General features: G+C 62.3%; 13 protein-coding genes. 12 read left to right on the forward strand and 1 reads right to left on the reverse strand.

Translation table 11 applies throughout. The features are described from left to right. Window positions 1-19: 19 nt before the first annotated feature. The 11 genes from AC13DE_RS03350 (at window position 20) to AC13DE_RS03400 (ending at window position 12,172) form a co-directional block, all read left to right on the forward strand. Window positions 20-2,191 (forward strand): ParB/RepB/Spo0J family partition protein, encoded by a 2,172-nt coding sequence (locus AC13DE_RS03350; protein WP_483047069.1) that lies wholly within the window; start codon window positions 20-22, stop codon window positions 2,189-2,191. A gap of 126 nt (window positions 2,192-2,317) precedes the next feature. Beyond that, the gene (locus tag AC13DE_RS03355; RefSeq protein ID WP_483047070.1) at window positions 2,318-2,698 is read left to right on the forward strand and encodes a DUF3768 domain-containing protein; all 381 of its coding nucleotides are present in this window, start codon (window positions 2,318-2,320) and stop codon (window positions 2,696-2,698) included. Between the two features lie 116 nt (window positions 2,699-2,814). Then, window positions 2,815-3,111, forward strand: coding sequence for a hypothetical protein (locus AC13DE_RS03360; RefSeq protein ID WP_483047071.1), 297 nt, complete (start codon window positions 2,815-2,817; stop codon window positions 3,109-3,111). Between the two features lie 77 nt (window positions 3,112-3,188). Beyond that, window positions 3,189-3,572 (forward strand): DUF6878 family protein, encoded by a 384-nt coding sequence (locus tag AC13DE_RS03365; protein WP_008335679.1) that lies wholly within the window; start codon window positions 3,189-3,191, stop codon window positions 3,570-3,572. Window position 3,573: 1 nt separating this feature from the next. Next, a complete protein-coding gene (locus tag AC13DE_RS03370) occupies window positions 3,574-4,050 on the forward strand; it encodes a DUF6915 family protein (RefSeq protein ID WP_008335678.1) in 477 nt (158 codons plus the stop codon). A gap of 106 nt (window positions 4,051-4,156) precedes the next feature. After that, window positions 4,157-4,801: a hypothetical protein gene (locus AC13DE_RS03375; protein ID WP_008335676.1), complete on the forward strand. Its 645-nt coding sequence runs from the start codon at window positions 4,157-4,159 to the stop codon at window positions 4,799-4,801. A gap of 50 nt (window positions 4,802-4,851) precedes the next feature. Continuing rightward, the gene (locus AC13DE_RS03380) at window positions 4,852-5,103 is read left to right on the forward strand and encodes a type II toxin-antitoxin system ParD family antitoxin (RefSeq protein ID WP_037207773.1); all 252 of its coding nucleotides are present in this window, start codon (window positions 4,852-4,854) and stop codon (window positions 5,101-5,103) included. Continuing rightward, window positions 5,096-5,395, forward strand: coding sequence for a type II toxin-antitoxin system RelE/ParE family toxin (locus AC13DE_RS03385; protein ID WP_008335672.1), 300 nt, complete (start codon window positions 5,096-5,098; stop codon window positions 5,393-5,395). The genes AC13DE_RS03380 and AC13DE_RS03385 overlap by 8 nt, the downstream gene beginning before the upstream one ends. Before the next feature lie 126 nt (window positions 5,396-5,521). Then, window positions 5,522-9,919, forward strand: coding sequence for a strawberry notch-like NTP hydrolase domain-containing protein (locus tag AC13DE_RS03390; protein WP_040181261.1), 4,398 nt, complete (start codon window positions 5,522-5,524; stop codon window positions 9,917-9,919). Further along, the gene (locus AC13DE_RS03395) at window positions 9,916-10,962 is read left to right on the forward strand and encodes a DUF7146 domain-containing protein (protein ID WP_008335668.1); all 1,047 of its coding nucleotides are present in this window, start codon (window positions 9,916-9,918) and stop codon (window positions 10,960-10,962) included. Before AC13DE_RS03390 ends, AC13DE_RS03395 begins: the two co-directional genes overlap by 4 nt. Window positions 10,963-11,260: 298 nt before the next feature. Continuing rightward, complete coding sequence (locus AC13DE_RS03400) at window positions 11,261-12,172, forward strand: DUF2493 domain-containing protein (protein WP_008335666.1); 912 nt, start codon at window positions 11,261-11,263, stop codon at window positions 12,170-12,172. Between the two features lie 8 nt (window positions 12,173-12,180). Here the strand turns inward: AC13DE_RS03400 and AC13DE_RS03405 are convergent, their stop codons facing one another. Next, window positions 12,181-12,474, reverse strand: a complete 294-nt coding sequence (locus AC13DE_RS03405) for a helix-turn-helix domain-containing protein (RefSeq protein ID WP_008335665.1) — start codon at window positions 12,472-12,474, stop codon at window positions 12,181-12,183. Between the two features lie 129 nt (window positions 12,475-12,603). Here AC13DE_RS03405 and AC13DE_RS03410 point away from each other — a divergent pair, with 129 nt between their 5' ends. Then, entirely contained in the window at window positions 12,604-13,767 is a 1,164-nt protein-coding gene (locus tag AC13DE_RS03410; RefSeq protein ID WP_008335662.1) for an ATP-binding protein, read from the forward strand. The last annotated feature ends 602 nt before the right edge of the window (window positions 13,768-14,369 follow it).

Below are 14,369 nucleotides of genomic sequence, written 5' to 3' on the forward strand. Positions count from 1 at the left end.
CGTGACAAGGATCCTGACCATGGCCAAGACCACAACCCGACCGAAACCCGTCACCGATCAGAAGACCGAAGCTACCGGATCGGCAACGCCTGACAGCGCCGCCGACATCCGGATAATCCCACTCAACCAGCTGGAGCCAAGCCCGTTGAACGTCCGCAAGGTGGCCGCCAGCGCCAGCGACGACGCCGAACTCCTGGCCAGCATCCGCGAGACTGGCATCAAGCAGAACCTGGTGGTTCATGCGCTGACAGAGACACGTTTCGCTGTCGATGCGGGCGGTCGTCGTCTCAAGGCGCTGAAGCAACTCGCCGAAGACGGTGTGATCCCCGCAGATCATCCCGTGCCCTGCCTCATCGAGGATGAGCGCAATGCTGTCCTCACCTCTGCCACGGAAAACCTCCAGCGTGCGGCGATGCACCCGGCCGACCAGTTCGAAGCTTTCGACAAAATGATCGCCGAGGGCCGCAGTGAAGACGAGATCGCGCTGAAGTTTGGCGTCTCCGTCGACCTGGTGCGCCGCCGCCTCAAACTCGCCCGCGTCGCCCCCGAAATCATCGAGCAGTTCCGTGCAGGCGATCTGACCCTCGAATGCGTGATGGCTTTCACGCTGACCGACGATCACGATCGGCAACTCGCAGTCTGGAAGGCGGTGAAGGGCAGCTATCACATCCACCCGCAGAGCATCAAACGCCAACTGACCGAGACCGCGCATTCGGCGAACTCAGCCCTCGGGCGCTTTGTCGGCGTCGAGGCTTACGAGGCGGCGGGCGGCGTTCTGCTGCGCGATCTCTTCGACGACCGCGCTAGCGCCCATATGGAAAACCCCGAGCTCCTGGAGCGCCTTGCCATCGAGAAGCTGCAAGCTGCGGCCAAACCCTTCGAGGCCGACTGGAAATGGCTCGAAGTACATCTCTCCGTGGATTACGGCGCGTTTCGCAGTTTCGGGCGGGTCTATCCGCAGGACATCGACCCTGATCCGGATCTGCTGGCTGAGGAAGAGCGTCTCATCGCGCGCGAAGAGGAGCTGGCAGCGCAGAATGACGGTGAGGACTGGACCGATGCCGAAACCGAAGAATATTACGCCATCGAGCCGCGCCTGCGCGAGATCGAGGCCTTGCAGCGTGAACGGCAACCCTATGCTGACGCAGATCGGGCCATCGCCGGCGTGGTTCTGACCATCGGTCATGATGGAGCGTTGCGTGTCGAGAAGGGCCTTGTACGGCCCGAGGATATTCCAGCCGCGCCGGAACTCGATGAGACCCCGGCAGGTGCGGATGGCGCCCCCTCCCCTGCCCGGCCCCACGTGACCCCGCCGACCTCCTCGACACCGGTGCCGACCTCCGACCCTGCCGCGACATTGCGCAAAGCCGATGGGATTTCGGGGAGCCTCGCAGACGACCTGCGCGCGACGCGCCAGCACATCCTGCGGGCGCATCTGGTTGCGGATTTCGAGGTGGCGTTCGACGCGATGCTTTATGCGCTCTGTGAGCAGGCTCTGGGACGGTCCTACAACAACGAGGCGCTCGACATCTCGATCCGGCCCTTCCAGACGCAAAACCGCGAGGTGCTGCACGCGGATACCGTCGCCCAGAAGATGCTCGAGGCGCTGGAGCAGGACCTCGCCACCGACTGGATGAAGCTCGAAAAACCCGATGACTTCCGGGCGATGTCGGCGCTGCCCATTGCCGACAAGCAGGCGCTTTTCTCCTGGGCAACGGGTCTGGCGGTCAAGCCGCAACTCTCCTCCGACAATCGCCCGTCTCCGATCATCGAGGAGATCGGTGGGCGGCTCGATGTCGATGTGGCGGCCTGCTGGCGTCCGACCGCACAGAACTACTGGGGTCGGGTCAACAAGGGGCATGCCGTGGCAACGGCGCGCAAGCTGATCGGTGACGACTACGCCGAGGATCGCAATCGGGAACGCAAGGGCGATCTCGCCGCCGCGATGGAGCGGGCTTTCGCGGAGGCGGCCGGCGAGACGGAGGGTTTCGACGCGGCGACGGTTGCAAAGACGACCCGCTGGTTGCCCGAGGGGATGGTGTTTGCCGGTTCGACGGAGGCCGACGCCAAAATGATTGGCGATGCGCCCGAGGCCGAGGAAGGCGACGCGCCCGCTGCAGATCCGCTGCCCGATGCCGAGAATGAGGGCCCGTCCTCCTTGCCCGCATTCCTCAGCGAGGATGCGGCCTGACAAAGAAAACACCTATCTGATTACCACATGAGCCTTGGGCCGTCCTCACATCCAGGGCGGCCCTTTCCGGCTGGCGGGTTGCCTACAGCCGATATCGGATCGGCTGACCCGTCCCGGAGATATCCCATGACCACTTCGCTTGATCTCGATCCCGTTCGGGAAGCCGCACTGATCGCCGCGCAGAACGATGCGTTTCGCCATTCCATACTCGGAAACACGCCCGTCGCTGACGCGCCTCAGGGCCAGTTCGTCATGACACCCGGCGTCGCCGCACTTGGACCCGTTGCGCATCTGGAATTGACCCGCCGCGTCGCCGCGTTTGATGCCTTCAATGCCGACAGCGACCCGCAGGGATGGCACGAGATGGGTGTCATCGAGTTTGAGGACACGACAGTCTGGTTCAAGGTCGATTTGTACGACACCGACTACCAGTACGGCTCGCCTGAACCTTCCGACCCTGCGCAAACACGTCGGGTCCTGACCCTGCTTCTACCGTCAGAATACTGACGATCCCTTTTCACCGACATCGCCACGGATCGCCCTTGCACAAAGGGCGGTCCTTTCGGGCTGGCGGGTTCCAAGGGGCGCGATGATCGCGTCCAGCCTGCTGCAGGAGACCAAAGATGGCCAAGACACTCGACTACCAGATCACCCTCTATCCCGCGCATCGCGATGGCGCCTTCGTCGTCACCCAGTTCCAGATGATGGGGAGCTACCCCGAAAAGCGCATCCAGGCCGCGGGCATGGATGACCTCATCGACAAGGTGACGCAGTTCGCAATGGAGCACGGCGAGAGCTGCAGCGCTTCGGTGCGTTGTCTCGCCCCGCGCAAACCGCCGGGGTTCAAGCGCGCGACCGAGAACCTCTATTTCAACCTGGTAGATCGGACGGCTGAAGACCGCGGCGACGCTGCGGCCTGAAGCCCCGCAGGAAACTTCCTGGGCGACCCCGCGTAATGGTCGCCCTCCCATTTCCTCAATTCCAAAGGATCAAAGACATGACACAAGAGACTGATTTCTACGCGCAGATACTCGAATCCCAGAGGCGTGCTGCCGAACAGCGGGTAGAAACCCGCGCGACGCTTCTTTCCGAACTGCGCACCCTCGGCGTAACGAACATCGAGGTGCAATACGAAGGCTACGGCGATTCCGGCAATGTCGAGGATGTCGTGGTGACCCCTGACACGATCATCCTGACGGAAGACCTGCGGCGCCGGGCCGAAGATTTCGGCTGGGACTTCGCCTATGCCCTGTGCCCCGGGTTCGAGAACAACGAGGGCGGCTATGGTGAACTGACTTGGTCGCTTGAGACTGACAAGATCGATGTCAGTCATTCGAACCGTTACATCGAGACCAACACCACTGAACACGAGGGGCTCTGACATGGCACACCCCCTCCATCACGCTGAAAGCTCAGCCCGAAAGTTTGGCGGTGTGCCAAACGATTACCAGCATGTGCATGACTGGTTTGACTCATCCAAAGAGCACCTAGGTCTCTTTGTTCACAGAGCCCAAAAACATCATACCGTTGGGATCTATGATGCTGAACGCCACTTCGGTCGCAGCCTGACCAACAGCGCGGGCCGGGTTGTTCCCATCCGCTGGATCGGCGAGCAGCATGTGCGCGAAGACTGCCAAGGACGCATCCCGTCGCTGGCGGACTGGCTCGGGCGCATCCAGCCAGAGCCGTGGATGGCCAATGGCCGGATCGACAACGACCCGACACAGATTGTTGGCGATCCGCGCGCAGTTTGGGTCGCGGCGGTGGTCAATCACCAGACCATTCTCGGCTTCGAGGACTGGCTGCTGAAGGTTTCGGTTGAGCACATCCAAGATCGTCAGAACCGCGCTGCTGCCTGATCCACCGGACGGCAAACTCGCCGACCACCTGACCACGTCCAAATCGACCCGCCTGCGGCCTCAACCGGCTCGGCGGGTCGATTGCGTTTCAAGAAAGGATATCGAAATGCAAGACCCTGTCTACGAGGAGGCCTACCAAGGCCATACCATCAAGATCTACCATGACCCGGATACTGAGAGCCCGAGGGAGTGGTCCAACCTCGGGAAACTGATCTGCTGGCACCGGCGCTATCGGCTGGGCGACAGCCATCCCTTCGACAGCCCAGATGCGCTCCTGCGCGATCTCTCGGGCGTCACAGACCAGAGCGACCTCTCGATTGAGCAGCTGCGCGAGCGCGCCGAGCGCAAGGCGATCTTATTGCCCGTGTTTCTCTACGATCATTCCGGTCTCGCGATGAACACGATCGGGTTTCACTGCCCGTGGGATTCCAGCCAAGTCGGCTATGTCTACGTGACGCTCGACGCGGTCCGGGAAGAGTTCGGCGTGAAACGCGTCACCAAGGCGATGCGCGAAAAGGCCAAAAACATTCTGCGCGCTGAGATCGTCACCTTCGATGCCTACCTCGGCGGCCAGGTTTATGGCTATGTCGTCGAGCGTGACGGCGAGGAGGTCGATGCCTGCTGGGGGTTCTTCGGGCACTATGAGTTGGACTGCCTGTCCGAGGCACGAGCATTTGTAGATCACCTGACTTTGCGAGAGCTGCACAGACCTGCCGGCGCCGAACAGGGCGCAAGCCCACCCCCGAGTTGAAATGCCCGAAATACTCATATATCTTATTCATGCGTATTCTGGAGATGAGCATGGCAAGCACAAGCGTCACACTTGGCCCCCATTGGGACGAATTCATCGCCCTGATGCTTAAAGAGGGGCGTTACGGGTCAACCAGCGAGTTGATCCGCGCCTCTCTGCGCCTGATGGAGGAGCAGGAAGGTCAGCGGGCGCGGCTTCGCGTTGCGCTGATGGAGGGCAAACAATCCGGTGACGCCGGTCCGCTTGACATGGATGAGATCAAGCGCGAGGCGCGGAGCCGCTCTGGCGCTTCTGATGCGTGAAATCCATCACTCCCAGGCGGCAAAATCCGATCTCGTCGACATCTGGGTCGAGACAGATCGACAGTGGGGCGCGGCGCAGGCGGACCGCTATCTCGACGACATCGATCGTGCCCTGAAGGGGCTCATCGCCAACCCGCAAATGGGATCGGACTGCTCCGACCTCCAGCAGGGTGCGCGTAAACTGATCACGGGTCGGCACCTCGTGTTCTACGAGGTGGACCCGGACAGGATATTCGTGATCCGGGTCCTGCATCAGTCCATGGACGTGCCGAGGCATCTGCGGTCGTCCTGATAACGGGCAAATTTGCACCGGGGCTTTGCCATGAAAGAGCGAGAGACAGGGCGGGAGGGGTGACCCCTCCCGGGTGAGAGAGTGCGCGCGGGGCTTGGGGCCAACCCTCAACCCCGGAGATTGCCGATGAACGCTCACCCCCATTCCGTCCCGCTTGCGCCCGAGGCCGAGACCCCTGCCCGCTCGGAAGCCTCGCGCTTCGCCCAAAACCTTTTGCTGGCTGCGAAAACCCTCGTCCCCCAGTTCGAGGCGGGCAAGCCCATCGACGCCGCTGCCCTGCGCGCCGCGATGGAAGAAGCTTCCGGTGCCAGCGACACCAGTGGTGCCTGGGTCTGGAAGGACGTCTATGAGGCCGCAGAGGTCGCCCAGATCCTGATGCTCTCGCGCTACGGTGCGCTGATACAGCGGCAGGCGGCTACGCCGCACGCCTTTCTTTCCATGATCGAACGCCTCGCCGGTTTGGCGCCCTCTCACACGCGGCGCTCGGAAGACAGCATCCGTCTGCAACAGTTTTCGACCCCTCTGCCGCTCGCAGCCATCGTCGCGCAGGCGGCGGGGTTTCGGGCCGACGAACTCGTGCTCGAGCCCTCGGCCGGCACCGGCATGCTGGCGATCTTCGCCCGGATCGCAGGCGCTCGCCTGGCGCTGAACGAGCTCGCTGAGACCCGCCGCGCGTTGCTGGAGCAGCTTTTCTCCAACGCTGCAGTCTCGGAACACGATGCCGCCTCGATCGACGACCGTTTGGATCGGTCGATCACGCCCTCGGTCATCGTGATGAACCCACCGTTCTCGGCCGCTAGCCACGTCGAAGGCCGGTTCCGGCAGGCCACCAGCCAACATGTTCTGTCTTCCCTTGCTCGCCTCGCGCCCGGTGGGCGTCTCGTTGTCATCACCGGCGAGAGTTTCCGTCCCTCCACCAAGAGTTTCCAGCCTACGTTTCAGCGGATCAGGCAAAGCGCTGACGTGGTGTTTTCCGCAGCCATCGACGGCAAGGTCTTCGCGCGGCATGGCACCACGATCGACACGAGGCTGACGGTGATCGACAAGCGCGTGGCTGGTGCTGAAGAGACCGCACCGGCTGATATTGACGCCGCCTATCATCCGATCTGCGCGACCACGAGTGATCTTCTCTCCGTAGTACTCACCCATTGTCCCGCGCGCCGCAACCCCCTGCCCTGCCCCACTGGCGCGGCTCTTTCGGTGCCACCTCGCCCGACCCGCACCAACCTCCACGCCCTGCGCAACGCAGCACGCAAAGAAACCCGCGCCCTCGCCGAGGAACGCGCGAAGCACCCGTTCGACGACATCGACACGGCCCCGCTCGACTACCTGCCGAAAGCCTGGAGCGAACCCGAGGGCGCGCTGCAGGATACGGTCTACGAAGCCTATGACCTGCAATCGATCCGGATCGACGGCGCGGCCGCTCATCCGACCGCACTCGTGCAATCCGCGGCCATGGCCTCTGTCCCGCCGCCTGTCCCGACCTACCGCCCAATGCTGCCGAAGACCCTCGTCGCGGACGGTCTCCTCTCCGCGCCGCAGCTTGAAAGCGTCATCTATGCGGGCAATGCCCACGAGACGCATCTCAAGGGCTGGTTCAAGCGCGGCGAGATCGAAGGTCAGCTGATGGCAGCGTCTGAGGATGACGAAGGTGCCTTTCGCCTGCGCAAGGGCTGGTTCCTCGGCGATGGCACGGGCTGCGGCAAGGGCCGGCAGGTCGCGGGCATCATCCTCGACAATTGGCTGCAAGGACGACGCCGCGCGGTCTGGGTCTCGAAGAGCGACAAGCTCATCGAGGATGCGCGCCGCGACTGGATGGCGCTTGGGGGGCGTGAAAGCGATATCGTGCCGCTCTCGAAATTCCGCCAGGGGAGCGATATCCGTCTCCCAGAGGGCATCCTCTTCGTCACCTATGCCACCCTGCGTTCTGCTGAACGCGACGGGAAAGCCTCCCGCCTCGATCAGGTGACGTCCTGGCTTGGCGAGGGGTTCAACGGGGTCATCGCTTTCGACGAAAGCCACGCCATGGCGAATGCCGCCGGCGAAAAGTCCGACCGCGGCGACAAGAAGGCATCCCAACAAGGCCTTGCTGGCCTCGCGCTGCAAAATGCCGTTCCCGATGCCCGGGTGCTCTACGTCTCAGCGACCGGCGCGACGGTGGTCGGCAATCTCGCCTATGCCTCCCGTCTCGGGCTCTGGGGCACGGGTGATTTCCCTTTCGTGACGCGGGCCGAGTTCGTTGCCGCGATGGAGGCCGGGGGCATTGCTGCCATGGAGATGATCTCGCGCGATCTGAAGGCGCTCGGGCTCTATCTTGCGCGGTCCCTCTCCTATGCCGGGGTCGAATACGAAATGCTGGTGCATGAGCTGACGCCCGCACAGATCGCGATCTATGACAGCTATGCCGATGCCTACCAGATCATCCACACCAACTTGGAGGCCGCCCTTCAGGCCTCGGGTATTTCCTCCGAGACCGGTACGCTGAACCCCCAGGCGAAATCCGCTGCGCGCTCGGCCTTCGAGAGCAACAAGCAGCGTTTCTTCAATCATCTCATCACCGCCATGAAATGCCCTTCGCTCATCCATGCGATCGAAGCGGACCTGGCCGCGGGGCATTCGGCCGTGATTCAGGTGGTCTCGACCAGCGAGGCGGTGATGGAACGGCGCCTCGAAGAGATCCCGCCCTCGGAGTGGGACGACCTGCAGGTCGATTTTACGCCGCGCGAGAACATCATGGACTACCTCATGCACAGCTTCCCGACGCAGCTCTTCGAGCCCTACTCCGACGAGAACGGCGACCTACGCTCGCGTCCCGCCCTCGATGGTGATGGCAATCCGATTATCTGCCGTGAGGCGGAGCGGCGGCGGGATGAGCTTGTCGAGCATCTCGGTGCCCTTGCCCCGGTGCAGGGCGCGCTCGATCAGATCCTGTGGCATTTCGGGGGCGATGCGGTGGCCGAGGTCACGGGGCGCAAGCGGCGCATCGCGAGGACGCGTGAAGGGCGGCTCAAGGTCGAGAACCGAGCCGCCTCCTCCAACCTCGGCGAAACCCAGGCCTTCATGGATGACGCCAAGCGCATCCTGATCTTTTCTGACGCCGGTGGCACGGGGCGCAGCTACCACGCCGATCTTGGTGCAAAGAACCAGCGCCTCCGGGTGCATTACTTGCTTGAGCCTGGCTGGAAAGCCGACAATGCGATTCAGGGGCTGGGGCGTACCAACCGCACGAACCAAGCGCAGCCGCCGCTCTTTCGCCCCGTTGCCACAGACGTGAAGGGTGAGAAGCGGTTCCTCTCCACCATCGCCCGCCGCCTCGATACGCTCGGGGCCATCACCAAGGGGCAACGCGAGACGGGTGGGCAGAACATGTTCCGCGCCGAGGACAACCTCGAGAGCCCTTATGCACGAGCGGCGTTGCGGCAGTTCTTCTACAAGCTGCGCGCGGGCAAGATCGACGCCTGCTCCTACTCCAGGTTCCAGGAGATGACCGGGCTGACGCTCGATGAGGCGGATGGCACGATGAAGGAAACCCTGCCGCCGATCCAGCAGTTCCTGAACCGCTGCCTCGCGCTCCGCATCGACATGCAGGACGCGATCTTCGAGGCCTTCGGCGGGTTTCTTTCGGCGATAATTGAGGACGCGCGTCAGGCAGGCACCCTCGATGTCGGGCTAGAGACCCTGCGCGCCGAGAAGTTTGAGATCGTTGATCGCAAGGTCATCTTCGAGCATGAGGCGACGGGCGCGACGGCAACTGCGCTGACCGTGGAGCGTATCGATCGCAACGATCCGCTCACTCTGCCCCGCGTCAAAGCCATCTGCGCCGACACAAGAGGCGCGACGCTGTGCTGGAACAAGACCTCCAAACGCGCGGCCCTGATGGTGAAAGCGCCGGCCTTCATGGACGAGGATGGCGTGCCGATCTTGCGGGTGAAGCTCCTGCGGCCCATGGCGACCGAAATCCTCGCGCTGACCGAGTTCTCGAAGTCGCACTGGGAAGAGATCGATGATGCGATGTTCGAGCAGCTCTGGCAGGCCGAGGTCGACGCGGTGCCGGAGTTCACTACATCGAAGATCACGCTGATCTGCGGCCTCCTCCTGCCGATCTGGGACCGGCTGCCCGCCGACAACATGCGGATCTATCGTCTGCAGACCGAGGACGGGGAGCGCGCCATCGGCCGCTTGGTCAGCCAGGAACAGCTTCTCAATGTCTATGCGCGCCTTGGTCTCGACTGCCAGATTGAGATGACGCCGCAGGAGGTGTTCGGCGCGGTCATGGACGCGAAGACGACCCTCAGCCTGCTTGGGGGCTACCAGTTGCGTCGCTCTCTGGTCATGGGACAGCCGAGGCTCGAGCTGATCGGAGCGTCGGGCGCGGCACTGCCCGCATTGAAGGCCTTGGGCTGTTTCACCGAGGTGATCCAGTGGAAGACGCGGGTGTTCATCCCGGTGGATTGCACCGAGGTGCTGGCGCGGGTCCTTGCCGCGCATCCGGTTGGCGCAAGCGCAGCGGATGCAGCCGCATGAGCGCGCGGCGCAGCATCGCAGACCTCTCGGCTGATCTTGCAGACCGCGCCGAGAGTTTCTGCCGCCAGTATTTCCCCGAGGGGTCCAAGCAGGGCAACTATTGGCAGGTTGGCGACACTTCGGGCGCAAAGGGTCAGAGCCTCGCCATCCGGCTGCAAGCTCAGGGTGGGCGCAAAGCCGGATCTTGGACCGATTTCGCGACCGGTGAGTATGGCGATCTGATTGACCTGATGCATGAACGGCTTGGTTCGGTCACGCTCAAGGAAACGCTGAGGGAGGCCCGGTCCTTTCTCGGCGAGGCCCCCTGCCCTTCCTTACCTTGTGACACCCAAAGGGCTGAGTGCCCCGATGCTGCCTCTAGCAAACGCATTGCGCGGGCGCGGAAGCTCTTTGCCGCTGGCAAGCCGGTTCTCGGCACCTTGGCTGCCACCTATCTGCAGGGGCGCGGGATCACACGGCTGGGTCCGGCGCTGCGTTATCACCCGCGGGTTTTCCTGCGGCAGGGCGAGGACGACGCCGATCCGCCGCAAAGGGCCCCTGCCCTGCTCGCGAAGATCACCGACAATCGGGGCCAGATCACCGGCTGCGCACGCTTCTATCTCGACCCGTCCACCGGCGGTTTGGCCGAGATCGAGAGCCCGAAGCGGATCCTCGGACAGCTGCACGGCCATGCCATCCGCTTCTGGTCCGGCAAGGCGCGCAGCGATCTCATCGTCGGTGAAGGTCTCGAGAACACCCTCTCGGTCGGCACGGCTCTCTCCGAGTTTGACCTCGCCTCCTGTCTCACTGCCACCCATCTCGGCCTCTTCATCCCGCCGCCGGGGATCAAGCGTATCTGGATCGCGCGGGACAATGACGAAGCGGGACGAACCGCATCACTGAGACTGCGTAACCAACTGGAATCGCTTGGTATTGCCTGTGGTGGTCTCGTGCCAAACATGGGCGATTTCAACGACGATCTGCGGGCATTTGGCAAAGATGCGCTGCGCCGGTCGTTGCTTGAGGCCATGAAAGTACAAGGTCTGGAGATCGAGGACGGGTGAGCGCCAGCCCCATAAGTGACGTCCGACAGGGCAAAGGTTCCGCGGGTTCGATCTGAACCCGTTTGGAAAAGAGGAGCGATGGACCGGCGGGTCGGAGCAGAGTGCTCCTCGCCCGGACAGCAATGCGCCCCGCACCAGAAAATTCCCCTGAGCCTTCGGCTCATTCCTCGCGGGAGCAATTTTCCGGCCCTGGGCGCATTCTCCGCTGCGCTCCGATCCTGACGGATGCGGCCCGGTCGCCGCCGGTCCTGTTATCGCCCCATCCAAATCGGGTCAGATCAATCAGAGGAACCAGACAATGCCCCATCAGACAGACATCCCCGAGGAAACCGGCGTAACCTCCGCCATCCTCGACCACCTCGCACTTCATGGCGCAACACCAGGACCCGGCGAGACCGATCATCGCCCCCTGCCCCAGCCTGACGAGGTCGAGCTCGCCATGGCGACACTTTTCGACACCACTATCGGCCTCCTCACCGGCAGCCAGTTGGAAGACAATCTCGAAGAGATGCTCTGGTCCCTCACCTCGATCTTCCATCGCCGGCTTGCCCATATCCAGAAGCTTCTCGACGATAACGAATTCGAGGTCCGGGAAAGTTTGGCCATCCAGGACGGTTCCGAGGTCGCTTCGGTTGAACTGGAACGCCTCCAGTTGATCGGGCTTAAGCTCTGGGACCATCGCGACGCCTTCGAACAGATGCGCGATCTGGCCGTGGACCACTTCTCGGCCGCCACCGGGTCTCCTTGGCTGCCCCGCACCGGTTCCAAGGTCTCGCATCGCGGCCTGACTTCCGCCGTGGTGGACAGCCGGGCCTATCTCTCGGCCAAGCGCCGCAAAGAGACCGAGGTGCACTGCCCCGAAGGCACGCGGATCGCTTTCTCGGGCGGGGATTATCACGCCTACGATCTGATCTGGTCCGTCCTCGATGCCACCCATACGAAATATCCCGACATGGTGCTGCTGCACGGCGGTACGCCCAAAGGTGCCGAGATGATCGCGGCCCGCTGGGCAGATACCCGTGGCGTTACCCAAGTGGTCTTCAAGCCCGACTGGAAGAGCCACGGCAAGGCCGCCCCCTTCAAGCGCAACGACAAGATGCTCGAAACCATGCCACAGGGTCTGATTGCCACGCCCGGTTCGGGCATCACCGAGAACATCGTCGACAAGGCCCGCAAGCTCGGAATCCGCATCAAGAGGATCGGGGCTTAGGCCCCGGTTCACGCCCCGCGCAAGAGGTCCTGTACGACGGAAGGCTTCTTGGCGATCAATGCCAGCAGAACCTGTGCTGGGCCTGTCGGGTGCCGGCGCCCGTGTTCCCAGTTCAGGAGCGTACCTTTCGCGACGCCAATGCTCTTGGCGAACTCGGCCTGGGACAGGCCCGTCCGTTGCCGGACTTCGGCGACATCGACCTCCGCCACGGACACTTCATGCACTTTGGCGTCGGCCAAATCGCCATTCGCGAAGGCCAGAGCCTCTTCGAGGCCCTTGGATACAGATTTGAATGCACTCATTTTGCGTCGATGCTCCTTGGCCACGGCTGTTTTGCTGGGGCAGTAAGATACTTCGGCTTGAGCAACTAGCTATGGCCGTAGGTAAGATTAACCTTGCAAATCTTCCGTATCGTGGAGTAATTGCAAGGTATGTACAAACGCAAGACCCAACAATTCGTTCAGTCTTCCTTGGAGAGCCAAGCGGCTGTGGTCCTTCTCGGCCCCCGACAGGTCGGAAAGACAACACTTGCACTCGACATCGCATCAGAGCGCCCATCTGTCTATCTCGACCTTGAGCGTGAGGCGGACAGGCAAATCCTGACTGAACCAGATCTCTATCTGGACGAACAGGCGGGCAAACTCGTCATCCTCGACGAGGTGCAGCAGATGCCTGACCTCTTCAGAACCTTGCGCGGCCAGATCGATCAGCGTCGGCGGGCCGGGTTTCGGACGGGACAGTTCCTGCTATTGGGATCGGCTTCCAATATCCTCTTGCACCAAACGGCGGAATCCCTCGCCGGTCGTGTTCGATATGTTGAAATGCCCCCCTTGCAGCCTGACGAGGTGGGGGCCGATCAGTTGAACTTGCTCTGGCTGCGCGGCGGCTTTCCCGACAGCTTTCAGGCCGCGAGCGATCGGGCAAGTATGGACTGGCGTCTGGATTTCCTGCGCACCTATCTGGAGCGAGACATCCCTGCCCTCGGACCTCGGATTCCGGCAGCGACCTTGCGGCGGTTCTGGACGATGCTTGCGCATGTCCAGGGCGGCCTTCTGAACGCCGCGGCCCTTGCCGAGGGATTGGGCGTGTCCGGCCAGACCGTTGGGCGCTACCTCGATCTGCTCGTCGATCTCATGCTGGTGAGACGCCTGCAGCCCTGGCACGAGAATGTCGGCAAGCGTCTGGTGAAATCGCCAAAGGTCTATGTGAGAGACAGCGGCATCGTGCATGCGCTGTTGGGCATCGGCACGACAGAAGGCTTGCTCGGGCACCCGGTCGTCGGTGGCAGTTGGGAGGGGTTCTGTATCGAGGCGCTTCTTGCTGCCGCCCCTTTAGGCACCGAACCTTTCTTCTATCGCACTTCGGCCGGTGCTGAACTCGACTTGGTTTTGCGTTTGCCAAGCGGCGACATCTGGGCTGTTGAGATCAAACGGACGACTGCACCAAAGGTTTCGAGAGGATTTCACACAGGGGCCGAGGACATTGGAGCCAACCGAAAGCTCCTGGTCTATGCCGGTGAGCATGAGGTCCCCGTCGCGAAGGACATTCGAGCGTTACCACTGGCACATGCAATCGAGTTGTTGAGCGCGCTATGACCTCGTTTTTATCTCTGGCTCAGGACACTTCCATTGGTCTGAGGATAACAGCGACACGCGAAGAATCTCAGAGCCAGGTCTGGCCATTAGTCGGGCACCAGAGCGGATGAGTGTCTGGCAACTCGATGGTATCTGGACGCCTGCATCTCCGAATGCGAACGCAAACGCCCCTGTGATGCCACGGAAGGATGGGCGAATGCTCTGCCGTTGCCATCGATTTGTGATCTGACGGCTTTGGTCTTCGAAGAGTCTTGAAGTTTGGATGGACGAGAAGACAATCCCTACTCCTTGCGGCATCTCTCTCGTCTGTTCCCCTACTTTCCTTCATGGCCACCGCACTTCTCCCTTTGTCTGGGTTGCATGACATGCTGGTCGCAGCTGTCGTCCCGTCCACAAAGGTTGGCGCCGATCTTTTTCCCCTGTCCCTGCGGGTCATTCCGCGCGGACCAAAAAGACCGGCGCCTGCCCCTCTCCGCTGCGCTCCGCCTTCGGTGTGGCCGGGCCTTGGCCAGCTGCAAGGTGACCATCATTGCAACGCAAACAAGGAGAAGAGCAATGACCACGAACTGCATCAAATTCACCAGCGCCGACATCGAAACCGC

This window comes from Sulfitobacter sp. L-8 (genome assembly GCF_056859255.1).

Bases quoted from the DNA above. Each gene is read 5' to 3' on its own strand.
- AC13DE_RS03350 (WP_483047069.1), top strand. From the start codon at position 20: ATGGCCAAGACCACAACCCGACCGAAACCCGTCACCGATCAGAAGACC.
- AC13DE_RS03355 (WP_483047070.1), top strand. From the start codon at position 2,318: ATGACCACTTCGCTTGATCTCGATCCCGTTCGGGAAGCCGCACTGATC.
- AC13DE_RS03360 (WP_483047071.1), top strand. From the start codon at position 2,815: ATGGCCAAGACACTCGACTACCAGATCACCCTCTATCCCGCGCATCGC.
- AC13DE_RS03365 (WP_008335679.1), top strand. From the start codon at position 3,189: ATGACACAAGAGACTGATTTCTACGCGCAGATACTCGAATCCCAGAGG.
- AC13DE_RS03370 (WP_008335678.1), top strand. From the start codon at position 3,574: ATGGCACACCCCCTCCATCACGCTGAAAGCTCAGCCCGAAAGTTTGGC.
- AC13DE_RS03375 (WP_008335676.1), top strand. From the start codon at position 4,157: ATGCAAGACCCTGTCTACGAGGAGGCCTACCAAGGCCATACCATCAAG.
- AC13DE_RS03380 (WP_037207773.1), top strand. From the start codon at position 4,852: ATGGCAAGCACAAGCGTCACACTTGGCCCCCATTGGGACGAATTCATC.
- AC13DE_RS03385 (WP_008335672.1), top strand. From the start codon at position 5,096: ATGCGTGAAATCCATCACTCCCAGGCGGCAAAATCCGATCTCGTCGAC.
- AC13DE_RS03390 (WP_040181261.1), top strand. From the start codon at position 5,522: ATGAACGCTCACCCCCATTCCGTCCCGCTTGCGCCCGAGGCCGAGACC.
- AC13DE_RS03395 (WP_008335668.1), top strand. From the start codon at position 9,916: ATGAGCGCGCGGCGCAGCATCGCAGACCTCTCGGCTGATCTTGCAGAC.
- AC13DE_RS03400 (WP_008335666.1), top strand. From the start codon at position 11,261: ATGCCCCATCAGACAGACATCCCCGAGGAAACCGGCGTAACCTCCGCC.
- AC13DE_RS03405 (WP_008335665.1), bottom strand. From the start codon at position 12,474: ATGAGTGCATTCAAATCTGTATCCAAGGGCCTCGAAGAGGCTCTGGCC.
- AC13DE_RS03410 (WP_008335662.1), top strand. From the start codon at position 12,604: ATGTACAAACGCAAGACCCAACAATTCGTTCAGTCTTCCTTGGAGAGC.